General features: G+C 68.0%; 9 protein-coding genes. All 9 read right to left on the bottom strand.

What is annotated here, in order from left to right; translation table 11 throughout:
- Positions 1 to 24 precede the first annotated feature (24 nt).
- On the bottom strand, positions 25 to 1212 hold the full coding sequence (locus tag WFI54_RS00170) for an FtsQ-type POTRA domain-containing protein (protein WP_336650797.1): 1188 nt from the start codon (positions 1210 to 1212) through the stop codon (positions 25 to 27).
- A 31-nt stretch (positions 1213 to 1243) separates the two neighbouring features.
- Complete coding sequence (murC, locus tag WFI54_RS00165) at positions 1244 to 2683, bottom strand: UDP-N-acetylmuramate--L-alanine ligase (RefSeq protein ID WP_336650796.1); 1440 nt, start codon at positions 2681 to 2683, stop codon at positions 1244 to 1246.
- Positions 2684 to 2803: 120 nt separating this feature from the next.
- On the bottom strand, positions 2804 to 4006 hold the full coding sequence (locus tag WFI54_RS00160) for an MFS transporter (RefSeq protein WP_336650795.1): 1203 nt from the start codon (positions 4004 to 4006) through the stop codon (positions 2804 to 2806).
- Positions 4007 to 4024: 18 nt separating this feature from the next.
- Positions 4025 to 5101: a UDP-N-acetylglucosamine--N-acetylmuramyl-(pentapeptide) pyrophosphoryl-undecaprenol N-acetylglucosamine transferase gene (locus WFI54_RS00155; RefSeq protein WP_336650794.1), complete on the bottom strand. Its 1077-nt coding sequence runs from the start codon at positions 5099 to 5101 to the stop codon at positions 4025 to 4027.
- Positions 5098 to 6333 (bottom strand): putative lipid II flippase FtsW, encoded by a 1236-nt coding sequence (ftsW, locus tag WFI54_RS00150; RefSeq protein ID WP_442918442.1) that lies wholly within the window; start codon positions 6331 to 6333, stop codon positions 5098 to 5100. The genes WFI54_RS00155 and ftsW overlap by 4 nt, the downstream gene beginning before the upstream one ends.
- On the bottom strand, positions 6330 to 7862 hold the full coding sequence (gene murD / locus WFI54_RS00145; protein ID WP_336651622.1) for a UDP-N-acetylmuramoyl-L-alanine--D-glutamate ligase: 1533 nt from the start codon (positions 7860 to 7862) through the stop codon (positions 6330 to 6332). The genes ftsW and murD overlap by 4 nt, the downstream gene beginning before the upstream one ends.
- A gap of 11 nt (positions 7863 to 7873) precedes the next feature.
- Positions 7874 to 8959 (bottom strand): phospho-N-acetylmuramoyl-pentapeptide-transferase, encoded by a 1086-nt coding sequence (mraY, locus tag WFI54_RS00140; RefSeq protein WP_336650792.1) that lies wholly within the window; start codon positions 8957 to 8959, stop codon positions 7874 to 7876.
- Positions 8956 to 10374: a UDP-N-acetylmuramoyl-tripeptide--D-alanyl-D-alanine ligase gene (locus WFI54_RS00135; RefSeq protein ID WP_336650791.1), complete on the bottom strand. Its 1419-nt coding sequence runs from the start codon at positions 10372 to 10374 to the stop codon at positions 8956 to 8958. Before WFI54_RS00135 ends, mraY begins: the two co-directional genes overlap by 4 nt.
- Positions 10371 to 11909: a Mur ligase family protein gene (locus WFI54_RS00130; RefSeq protein ID WP_336650790.1), complete on the bottom strand. Its 1539-nt coding sequence runs from the start codon at positions 11907 to 11909 to the stop codon at positions 10371 to 10373. The genes WFI54_RS00135 and WFI54_RS00130 overlap by 4 nt, the downstream gene beginning before the upstream one ends.
- Positions 11910 to 11945 lie beyond the last annotated feature (36 nt).

Raw genomic sequence — 11945 nt, 5'->3', positions numbered from 1 at the left:
ACGAAGCAGAGCAATTCGCTCGCATCAACGGAACACCGGCGCATCCGCAGACGAGACATCGATGTATTCGACCCCGCGATCCGCAAGAGCGACAAGCATCCGGGCCAGCACCTCAGCCTTGTACCGCGTGCGATCCGCATCGCCCCACAGCACCTCGATCCCGTTCGACAGCGTGAAGGAGACATCCTGACCGCTCGACGCCGTCACCGACACCACCTGCGCACGCAGCTCATCGGGCATGTCGCGCAGCGCGCGACCAGCCGAGCGGAACGCTTCCGACGAGAAATCGGTGACAGCCCCCACACCCACCGGCGCACCAGCCGGCGGAGTTTCAGCCGACGCCAACAGCACCCCAGCAGAGTCGAACACCGCGAACCCGGCATCGCCCTGCACCGAGATTACCGGCACCCGCTCCTCGATCCGCACCAGCAGCGTATGCGGCGGCACCCGCTCCACGGCGTAATGCTGAATCATCGGAAACGGTTCGAGCGCGCGATGCACCTCCGCATCATCGACGAGCGCCAGCGGCCGGCCGTCGAAGCGGGCCAGCGCCTGCTGCACATCCGCGGGATTCACATTTACCGTGCCCACAACCTGCACCTCGCGCACCGCCATGATCGGCGTGAACGCCCCCGCCACGACGAACAGCGCAAGCGCTCCGACAGCGGCGAGGGCGATCAGCCAGTTGCGGCGACGCCGACGGCTCTCCGCCGAGAAGCGGCGGCTTTCTGAGCGCAACTGGGCGCGATGCTGCCGCTCGGCCTGCCGCAGACGGCGCTCAGCCGCGCGCACCGGATCGCTCTCCTGCGACGCGCGCAGGCGGGCGAGCGAGAATCGCGGCGCAGCTTCGGCTGACACGAGATCGAATCGATCCGCACCGTCGATGTCTCGGGCCGCGGGCTCAACGCCACCCGGCTCGGCGACCGGATCCACCTCGGCCTCTCCGCGGAGCTCCGCAGCCTCCCTCGCCTCGCGCACCTCACTGAGATCAACAGTGGGCGCGAGTGAGGGGTCGGCGACACCACCACGCGGTTCGTCCGCGCGCTGATTCGACCCAGCAGCATCTGCGAGCGCCGCAATGCGACGGCGAAGCAACGACGGGCGCGGCGTCTCCTCCACCCCGTCACCGGAAGCGGGGGTCAACGCCTGCGGCGCATCGGCATCGGGCAGACCCGGCTCCGGGGAACTGTCGAACCCGCTCGGCCGCTTCATCGACCCGACCCCCTCGTCACCGCGCCTCCCCCTACGCGCCGGTGGGCTCGAAGCGGTCGCGCAGCGCTGCGACCACCTGCGGGATCATGCGGTAAACCGAGCCGCAGCTCATCGTCACCATCACATCTCCCGGCCGTGCGATCTCGGCGAGGTAGTCGGCCGCATCCTGCCAGTCAGGGCGATACGCAACCCGACTCTGATCGGCGAAGTCGTCAGCGACCAGTGCACCGGTGACGCCCTCCACAGGATCTTCGCGCGCACCATCGACGGCGATCACGACGGTGTGATCGGCACCGGCTTCGAGTACCTCAGCGAACTCGCGGTGGAACAGCTGCGTGCGGCTGTACAGATGAGGCTGGTGGATCGCGATGAGCCGCCCCTCCTCGCCGACGACGGCCCGCGCCGAGTCGAGCAGCGCGGCGACCTCGGTGTGGTGGTGGGCGTAGTCGTCGTAGACCCGCACCCCGCCGACCTCAGCATGGAGCTCGAAGCGACGCTTGGTTCCCCCGAACTCGGCGATCGCGGCGAGCGCCGGCCCCGCCTCGAACCCGAGCCCGGTGAGCACCGCGAGAGCGCCCACCGCGTTGACAGCATTGTGGCGGCCATACACCGAAAGCTGCGCCTCGTGCCGTTCAACGGCGCCGTCGACACCTGCAAGCTCGACCACGAAACGCACCGGGCCGGAGGCATCGATCGAGACGATGCGTACATCGGCGTCGGCGTGCTCGCCGAAGGTGCGAATCGGGGCCGCAGAGCCCGCGGCGCGCACAGCTTCGAGCACCTCAATGGCGCCCGGGTCATCGGCAGAGATCACCACCTGCTCGCGGGCCCCCAGCGCGAAGTCGACGAAGGCCTGCATGAAGGCCTCGCGCGAGCCGTAGAAGTCGAGGTGCTCGGGGTCGACGTTCGTGATGAGCGCGACGGCGGTGTCGTACAGCAGGAAGGACTTGTCGCTCTCGTCGGCTTCGATCACGAACAGCTCATCGCGGCCCGGCGCCGAGCTCACACCCAGTGACTCGATGATGCCGCCGTTCACGAAAGAGGGGTCTGTGCCGAGGCCGAGCAGACCGGTGACGACCATGCCCGTGGAGGTGGTCTTGCCGTGGGCGCCGGCGACCGACACCACCCGCTTGCTGCGGGCGAGCCAGGCCAGCGCCTGTGAACGGTGCAGCACGGGGAGGCCCCGCGACAGCGCAAGCTGATACTCAGGATTGTCTTGCCAGAGGGCTCCGGTCACCACGAGCGTGTCGGCGTCGCCAACGTTCGCGGCATCGTGGCCGATGCTCACCGGAATGCCGAGCTGTTCGAGCGCCTCCGTCGAGTAGTTGGCGCTGCGATCGGATCCCGTCACCCGCACACCGGCCTGGTGCATCATGCGGGCGATGCCGCTCATGCCCGAGCCGCCGATGCCGACGAAGTGCACGCGTCCGAGCGTGTCGGGGATCTCCATCTCGAGATCGGGGTAGATCATCTGGCCTCCCAAGGATTGACACTCCAGCGTACCGCCTTCGCAGGCCGACTCACTGAGATCGCGGCTGGCTGGCGCGCTGGCGATGCACGTGTCCGATGGAGACGCGGGTGCGGATTCGCATCACTCCCGGAGTGCGTGTTCTGCCGCGGGCTTCGGCACGAGCGGCACGGCGAGCAGCGGTGTCACGGCGGTGAGCGCGAGCGCCGCGGGCACGCCGAGCACGCCGATGAGGGCTCCCACCACCGGCCCGACAGCGGCGGCGACGAGGAACTGCCCGGTGTTCTGGATCCCGAGCGCGCGCCCCGCCCAGGCGGGCCCCGCGATCTCAGCGACGGCCGTGAATGCGAGCCCGTTGTCGGCCACGCTCACGCAGCTCGCTACCAGGTAGGCGACCGCAGCTGCACCCGCCCACCCGGCCCAGCCGAACCCTGCGGTAGCAAGCAGCGCGGCGATCCCGGCGATCGCGACGAGTCGCAGCGGCCCGAGCCGCGACATCGCCCGGTCACTCCAGGCTCCCACCACAATCCGGCATGCCGCGCCGGCGAACTGGGAGGCTGCGACGAGCGCACCCGCAGCGAAGGCGCTCCAGCCGAAACCGACCGTGAACCACACGAGCCCGAAGGTCGACAGGGCGAACTGCGGCACCACGAGCAGCATCGACACCGCATGGATGCGCACGAGAGTCGACGAGGCCCGGTAGGGGCTACCGAGGGCGACGGCACCCGGTTTCGCTGCACGTTGCGGGTCGCGCACGGCGAAGGCGCACAAGATGAGACTGAGCGCGCTCAGCGCGCCACCGAGTGCGAGGGCCGGGCCGACCCCCCCGGCAGCGGCGAGCGGGGGCACTCCCAGCGCAGCCGCCGCAATGCCGAGCGGCTGGCAGGTCTGCCGGATCCCCATCGCGAGCCCTCGCCGATCAGGCGGGAACCAGCCGGTGATGAGCCGACCGCTGGCACTGTTCGTGCACGCCGAAACCGCGCCGCTCACCACGAAGGCGATACCGAGCGCGGCGAAACCGTGCACCGCCGTCGAGGCGGCGACAACGGCAACGGTCAGCGCCAGGCCGACGAGGAGTACACGCCGCTCCCCGAAGCGGTCGGTCGCCGCACCCCAGGCCACGAGCGACAGCACCAGACCGAGGTTCGGGGCTCCGGCGAGCAGGCCGGCGGCGGCGAGGCTCATCCCCTCCCGCTCAAGCATGTGCGGAATCAGGAACGCCGGAGCCGCAGAGACGACGGTGGTGGCAGCCTGCGCCACGACCATTGCGGCGAGCATGACCCACAGCCGAAGCGGGATCGGCTGCCGGGTGACGGGCAGGTGCATACGGGATCCGGCCGCAGCTCAGCGGGCCGCGAGCGCTTCTCGCACGAGCGCGAGCAAATGCTCGGTGCCGTCGAGCGTGCCGGCGCCCCTGGCGCGATCCGCCATGTCTGCGAGGCGCGCATCGTCGCGCACCAGCGGAATGAGCACCCCGCGCACCCACTCCGGGGTCAGATCATCGTCTTCGACGAGCATCGCGCCACCGGCAGCGACGACACCGGCAGCGTTGAAGCGCTGCTCGCCGTTGCCGTAACTGTACGGCACGAACACCGCCGGGATTCCGAGCCCGGAGAGCTCGCTCACCGTTGTCGAACCCGCACGCGACACGGCGAGATCACAAGCAGCGAGCGCAAGATCCATGCGGTCGCAGTACGGGATCACGGTGTAGCCGGGCACCGCCGGATCCTCGACATCGGTGAGCCCACCCCAGATATGCAGCACCTGGATGCCCGCGGCTGTGAGTGCAGCCGCCGACCCCGAGATGCCCCTGTTGATCGCCCGAGCGCCGAGGGACCCCCCGGTCACCAGCAGGGTGCGCTTGGCAGGGTCGAGCCCGAAGTGCTCGCGCGCCGATGCACGCAGCCCCACGCGATCGAGATGAGTGATCTCAGGACGCAGCGGCATCCCGGTGACGCGGGCGCCCGGAATGGGCGTTCCCGCAAAGGTCACGCCCACATAAGAGGTGCGGCGAGCCCCCAGCTTGTTCGCCATACCGGGCTTGGCATTGGCTTCGTGGATCACCACGGGCACGCCTTCCTGCGCGCCCGCACGATAGGCGGGTGCCGAGGCATAGCCGCCGAACCCGACCACGACGTCGATGGAACGCTCTCGAATGAGTGCGCGCGTCTCGCGCACCGCTCGTGCGAACCGGGCGGGAAAACGCAGTGCCGCGAGGTTCGGCCGCCTGGGGAACGGCAGCCGTTCGATGTGCACGAGTTCATAGCCCCGCTCAGGCACGAGCCTCGACTCCAGCCCCTCCCGGGTGCCGAGCACCACGATCTCAGCGTCGGGTTCCTCGGCCCGGATGAGGTCGGCGAGCGCGAGCAACGGGTTGACGTGGCCGGCAGTGCCGCCGCCGGCGAGCAGGTAGCGTGTCATCGGATGCCTCGGCTCCTTCTTCCTGTGGAGGCGGTAGCTTCGAGCTCCGCCCGGTACTGTGCGCCGTCGCGCGCGATCGAAATGACCACACCGATGGCGGCGAGGCACGCGATGAGTGCGGTGCCGCCGGCGCTGATGAGCGGCAACGGCACCCCCAGCACCGGGAACACGCCGATCACAACGCCGATGTTCACAAACGCCTGACCGACGATCCAGACCATGATGCCGCCCACAACCGCGCGACCGAACCTGTCGCGGGCGCGGGTGATCACCCGCAGCATCACCACCATCAGCACGATGAACAACACGATGACGAGCAGCGCGCCGATCAGCCCGAGCTCCTCGCCGATGATGGCGAAGATGTAGTCGTTGTCGGCCGCGGGCAGCCACGACCATTTCGCCTTAGAATTGCCGAGCCCCACACCGAACAGGCCGCCGCTGGCGAGCGCCCACTTGCCGTGCGTCGACTGCCAGTCGAGCCCGCTGTAGTCATCGGTGCCACCGGCGTGGCTGAGCAGACGCGCCATACGGTTCTGGCTGGTCAACACGAAGAACACCACCGCGAGCAGGCCTCCGCCAGCCGTGACCCCGAGCGTCTTCCAACTGATCCCACCGAAGTACATCGCGCCGAACACCATGGCCGCCATGATCAGCACCGTGCCGAGGTCGCGCCCCAGCAGCACCACGCCCAGAGCGATCACCGCTCCGGGCAGGATGATCGGAATGATCTCGTGCCGCATCTGACCCAGCAACGGCTCTTTGCGCTGCAGCACCGCTCCCACCCAGACCACGAGCGCCAACTTCAACGCCTCCGAGGGCTGCGCGCCAAGACCGCCGATCTGAATCCAGTTGCGATTGCCGTACACCTCGATACCGAGCGGGGTGAACACCAGCAGCTGCAGCGCAATACCCACCGCGAGCAGCACCCATGCCCACCGCTTCCAGAACGACACCGGCATCGCCGCAGCGATGAGCATCAGCGGGATACCGATCAGTGCGAACGAGGCCTGACGCCAGAACCCGCCGAAGAACCCCTGATCGTCGAGGTATGAAGTGATCGACGAAGCCGAGAGCACCATGATGAGGCCGAAGCCCACGAGCAGCAGCGTGATGGTGTAGAGGGCGGCGACCGTCGAGTCGGATCCGGTGCGCAGCATCGCCCCCAGGCTGATGCGGGCCTGGCCGGGCGCGCTCCCCCCGATCCCCTCCGATTCGGACGCCACGCCACTCACTCCAGTTCGCGCACGGCCGCCTGGAACTGGCGGCCCCGATCCGGGTAGTCCGTGAACTGATCCATCGACGCGGCCGCAGGGGCCAACAGCACGGTGTCGCCCTCGCTCGCGAGCGAAGCCGCGGCCTCCACGGCGCGCGTCATCACCTCGCCGGCAGAGCCCTCAGCCACCATCTCTCGCTGCGCGATCTCCGGCACGATCTCGATGCGCGGCACCTCGGGCGCGTGCGCTTCGAGTGCGGCGAGCACCTCGGCCCGTTCGGCCCCGATGACCACGACACCCCGCAGACGGTGCGCGTGGGCCGCAACCAGTTCAGCGATATCGACGCCCTTCAGCAGGCCGCCCACGATCCATACCACCCGCTGCAGGGCCCGCAGCGACGCATCGGCCGCGTGCGCGTTGGTGGCCTTCGAATCGTCGACCCAGGCGACACCCGCCACCTCCCCGAGCTGCTGCGCACGGTGAGCGTCAGGCACGAAGCCGAGAATCGCTCGCGCGATATCAGCGGGCTCCACGCCCCGTGCCCGCGCGAGCGCGCTCGCGGCGAGCACGTTCTGCACCATGTGGGGTGCGGCGATGCCGCGCTCGGTAAGCTCGGCGACCGTCACCAACTCATAGGCCTCGCTGCGCCGCTCCGCGTGGAAACCGCGATCGATGAGAATCCCCTCGACCACCCCGAAGCCGCTCGGCGGAGGCGAGTCGAGACCGAAGCTCACCGCGCGCGCCCCCTCGATGACATCGGCTTCTTCGACCATGCGCTCGGTCTCGGCATCGGCGCGGTTGTAGACGCAGGCGACCTGCGTGTGCTCATACACCTTCGCCTTCGCAGCCCAGTAGCCCTCGACGCTGCCGTGCCAATCGAGGTGGTCGTCGGCGAAGTTGAGGCACGCGCTCGCATAAGGCGAGATCTCGCCCAACCGGGCGAGCTGGAAGCTAGAAAGTTCGACCACGATCACGTCGTAACCCTGCGGATCGCGCAACGCGTCGAGAATCGGTGTGCCGATATTGCCGGCAGGGGTGGCCCGTAAGCCACCAGCCACCAGCATGTGCGCGGTGAGTTGCGTAGTAGTGGTCTTGCCGTTGGTGCCCGTGATGCAGATCCAGTCGGCAACTCGCGCGGTCTTGTCGCGTAGCCGCCAGCCGAGCTCGATATCGCCCCACACCGGGATGCCCTGCTGCGTCGCCCACGACGTGAGCGGATGGTCAGGCCGATAACCCGGCGACACCACCACGAGATCAGGCCCGAACGCGGCAAGATCGCCCAGCTGCTCAGGGTTGGTGTCGGCGCGGAAACGCTCCGAGCCGATCACATCGAGCAGGCGCTCGCGATCCGGATCCGGAGCCCCATAGATCACCCGCACCCGCGACCCCAGCTCCACAAGCGTGTCTGCGACCGAGAATCCGGTCACCCCGAGCCCCAGCACGGCAACCCGCAGGCCAGCCCAGTCGTCGTGCCAGCTCGCGAGCGCGAGCACCCGCTCAGTGGTCCACTCGGTCTGGTTCACCTGATCCCCCGCCGTCTCCGTCATGCCGTTCCCGGTCACTGCTGCAGCAACCATTCGCCGTAGAACGCGCCGACGGCCGACACCGCGAACAGGCCAGCAACGATCCAGAAGCGCACCACAACGGTCACCTCGGCCCAGCCCTTCAACTCGAAGTGATGGTGGATCGGACTCATCAGGAAGATGCGCCGTCCCTTCGTCACCTTGAAGTAGAGGCGCTGCAGAATCACCGAGCCTGTTTCAATGATGAACAGGCCGCCCACGAGCACGAGCAGCAGCTCAGTGCGGGTGAGGATCGCGAGAGCCGCGATCGCACCGCCGATGGCCATCGAACCCGTGTCGCCCATGAACACCTTCGCGGGGTTCGTGTTCCACCACAGGAAGCCCGCGAGACCGCCCAGGAACGCCGCCGCGATCACCGCAAGGTCCATCGGATCCCTGGTGCCGTAGCAGCCAAGCTCTCCGCCTGTCGCCGCGCAGCCCTGCGCGCCCTGCCAGAACCCGATCACGAGGTAGGCGCCGAAGGCGAAGATCGCCGCTCCAGCGGCGAGCCCGTCGAGCCCGTCGGTGACATTGACCGCATTGGTGGTGGCGGTGACGATCACCATGATCCAGATGATGAACAGCACCGTGCCTGCAACCGCACCGAACATCAGGAAATCGAATGAGGTATCGCGGAACAGCGAAATGTGGGTCGAAATCGGTGTCACACCGGCGTCGTTCGCGAACTGCAACCCCAACAGGGCGAACGCGATCGCGATGGCGACCTGACCTGCGATCTTCGCCCAACCGTTCAATCCGGCCGAGTGCTGCAAACGGGCCTTCATGAAGTCGTCGATGAAGCCCACGAGGCCGGCTCCGACAGCCATCAGAATCACCAGCAAGGCAGAGGGCGACGGCGTCTCCCCCATCACGAACTTGCCCACGAAGTAGGCGATCACGGAGCCGGACAGGAAGATGAGGCCGCCCATGGTGGGCGTGCCGCGCTTCACCTCGTGTTCCTTCGGCCCGTCGACCCGGATGGGCTGACCCCAGCGCAAACGGTTGAAGCCGCGCACGAACAGCGGTGTGAGCAGCAGCGAGTACAGCAGCGAGAAACCGCCCGCGATCAGCAGCGCAATCATGCGTGGGCCTCCCCCAGGCGGTCGCCGAGGCTTTGCAGCCCCGCCGAGTTCGACGACTTCACGAGCACGGTGTCGCCCGGCTGAAGCGTGCGCTCCAGGTAGTCGTAGGCCTCATCCTGGGTCTCGAAGAACACGCTCTCGCCATCCCACGAACCCTCATTGATCGCACTGATGTGGAGGTGACGCGCCTCCGCACCCACCACCACAAGCTCGGAGATACGCAGCCGCACAGCCTGCAGGCCGATGCGGATGTGCTCCTCGATCGAATACTCGCCGAGTTCGCTCATCGCCCCGAGCACGGCGACCGAACGCCCGTCCGGCTTGCGGATCTGGGCGAGAGTGCGCAGCGCGGCGCTCATGGAATCCGGGCTGGCGTTGTAGGCATCGTTGACGATCGTGATGCCGTCGCGACCGCCGAGCACCTGCATCCGGCCGGGCGCGGCCAGGGTCGCGGCCTCCAGCGTCTCGACAATGTCGACAAGCGGCAGACCCAGCTCAAGGCCCACAGCCGCCGCAGCAAGAGCGTTCATGACGTGGTGCTCGCCGAGCACTCGGAAGTGCACCGGCGACTGCGCTGACTCACCACTCGGGAGCGTCGCGTGCAGCGTGAAGCGGGTGCCCTCGGCTGAGGAGTCGACGTCGCTCGCGCGCACATCGGCCTCCGGGTGCAGACCGAACCACCGCACCCGGGCACGGGTGAGGTCTGCCATCTTCGCGACCCGGGGATCGTCTCGGTTGAGCACCGCAACCGCGGTGTCGGGCAGATCGCGCACCATCTCGCTCTTCGTGCGGAAGGTGGTTTCGATGCCGCCGAACTCGCCTGCGTGCGCGAGACCCACCGAGAGCACCACACCGATGTGCGGCGGGGCCATCGCCGTCAGCCTGGCGATCTCGCCCTCGGCGCTTGCGCCCATCTCGGCGACCAGCGTGCGGGTGGTGTCGTCGACGCGCAGCATCGTGAGCGGCCCGCCGACCTCGTTGTTGAACGATTTCTCCGAAGCCACAGTCGGCCCAAGCCGCTTCGCCATCTCGGCGACGAGGTTCTTGGTCGTGGTCTTGCCGTTGGATCCGGTGATCCCCACGATGGTGAGATCACCGCGCTCGCGCACCCGACGCACCACCTCGGTCGCGAGCGCACCGAGCGCGTCAGTCGCGTCGGCGACCACGATCTGCGGCACCGGCTCGTCGAGCTGCCGCTCCACCACCAGCAGCGCGGCGCCGGCGGCAACGGCCTTTCCCGCGAAGAGGTGTCCGTCGGTCTCCTCGCCGCGACGAGCGAAGAAGATCTGCCCGGGGCGCACCTCTCGCGAGTCAGTCTGCGATTCTCCCGTCACCACAGTCAGCGGGTCGGCCCCGTTTGCAACGAGCCGCCCAGCCGTCGCTCGCGCAACCTCGTCAAGCGTCAGTTCAATCACGGAAGCAATCCTGCCTCGCGGAGCGCACCGCGTACCTCATCACGCGCCGAGTACGGCAGATGCTGACCGGCGACTTCCTGGTAGTCCTCGTGTCCGGGACCGGCATACAGGATAACGTCACCGGCTCCGGCGAGCGAAATGGCGAGCCGGATCGCGGCGCGGGGGTCGCCCTCCTCGATGATCTCGGCGTGGTTCGCTGAGCGGGCCCCCGCGATGAGTTGCGCGCGGATCGCCTCCGGCGGCTCGGAACGGGGGTGGTAGTCGCAGACGATCACGGTGTCTGATCCTGCCGCCGCGATCCGACCCATCTCCTCGCGCTTGGTGGTATCTCGATCGCCATCAGCACCGAACAGGAAGATGATCTTGCCAGGCGCAACCTCGCCGAGCGCGTCGAGCATCGCTTCGAACGCCCCAGGAGTGTGCCCATAGTCGACGTAAAAGCGAGGGCCGCCGGCACCTTCGGCTGACATCAGCTCGAGTCTGCCGGGAATATAGACGGGAATCCGACCGCCGTTCAGGCCGGCCTCGACCTGCGCGAGCGGCACACCGGCCTCGTGCAGCATGATCAGCGCCAGCGCCGCGTTCTCGGCCATGAACCTGCCGAACAAGGGCACACTGCCCCGGAAATGCGCGCCCTCCGGGCCCTGAAGCACGAAAGAGACCCCGTCGATGGTCTGCCTGGTGATCGCGAGATGCCAGTCGGCGTCCTGACCGTACTCGGTGGCGAGCCTGGTGACCGGGATGCGCGACTCGCGCGCGATCCGCTGCCCATGCGGCGAGTCGACCACCACCACACCGCGCTCAGCATGCTCGGGTGCGAACAGTGCGAGCTTCGCAGCGAAATAGCTCTCCATATCGCCGAAATCATCGAGATGATCCTGCGAGAAGTTGTTGAACGCCACAGCGTCGAAACGCACACCGTCGATGCGGTGCCGCTCCACAGCGTGCGCCGACACCTCAAGTGCAACGCCGTCAACGCCGCGCTCGCCCATCCGGGCCAGCAGGGCGTGCAGCTCGGGTGCCTCTGGGCTGGTGAGATCTGAAACAATCACCTCGTCGCCGATGCGACGCTCTGCAGTCGAGCTGAGGCCCGGGGTGAAACCTGCCGCGCGCAATAGCTCGGCGAGCAGGTAGACCACGCTCGTCTTGCCGTTGGTGCCAGTGATCCCGAAGACCTTCGCAGCGAAATCGGCGGTGCCGTACACGCTCGCAGCAACCTCCCCGAGGATCTCACGCGGATTCTGCTCTGCGATGAGGATCGGCAGTGTCGAGCCGGCCTCGCCGGCAATCCGCGCCCCCTCCGCATCGGTGAGCAGAGCCACCGCACCCGCGGCTTCGGCCTGCGTCGCGAACTCGGCACCGTGCCTGCGGGCCCCGGGCAGAGCCGCGTAGAGGTCGCCAGGCCGCACGTCCCTCGAGTCGAGGGTGACACCGGTAACGGCGAGGCCGGCGGTGTCGCCTGCGATTTCGAGAGCGAAGCGCACCGCCAGCTCGCCGAGCCGGACGGGTGCGGGATGCTGCGGTCGGATGCTCATGGCATCTCCGGTACTCACTGCGTTGGCCTCCTGCGG

This window comes from Leucobacter sp. MMO-125 (assembly GCF_037148395.1).
GTDB lineage: Bacteria > Actinomycetota > Actinomycetes > Actinomycetales > Microbacteriaceae > Leucobacter.
This window is presented reverse-complemented; position numbering and strand designations above follow the sequence as displayed.

What these genes read in the sequence shown, in the direction of transcription:
- WFI54_RS00170 (WP_336650797.1), bottom strand. Translation starts at nt 1,212, where the DNA reads ATGAAGCGGCCGAGCGGGTTCGACAGTTCCCCGGAGCCGGGTCTGCCC.
- murC (WP_336650796.1), bottom strand. Translation starts at nt 2,683, where the DNA reads ATGATCTACCCCGATCTCGAGATGGAGATCCCCGACACGCTCGGACGC.
- WFI54_RS00160 (WP_336650795.1), bottom strand. Translation starts at nt 4,006, where the DNA reads ATGCACCTGCCCGTCACCCGGCAGCCGATCCCGCTTCGGCTGTGGGTC.
- WFI54_RS00155 (WP_336650794.1), bottom strand. Translation starts at nt 5,101, where the DNA reads ATGACACGCTACCTGCTCGCCGGCGGCGGCACTGCCGGCCACGTCAAC.
- murD (WP_336651622.1), bottom strand. Translation starts at nt 7,862, where the DNA reads ATGACGGAGACGGCGGGGGATCAGGTGAACCAGACCGAGTGGACCACT.
- mraY (WP_336650792.1), bottom strand. Translation starts at nt 8,959, where the DNA reads ATGATTGCGCTGCTGATCGCGGGCGGTTTCTCGCTGCTGTACTCGCTG.
- WFI54_RS00130 (WP_336650790.1), bottom strand. Translation starts at nt 11,909, where the DNA reads ATGAGCATCCGACCGCAGCATCCCGCACCCGTCCGGCTCGGCGAGCTG.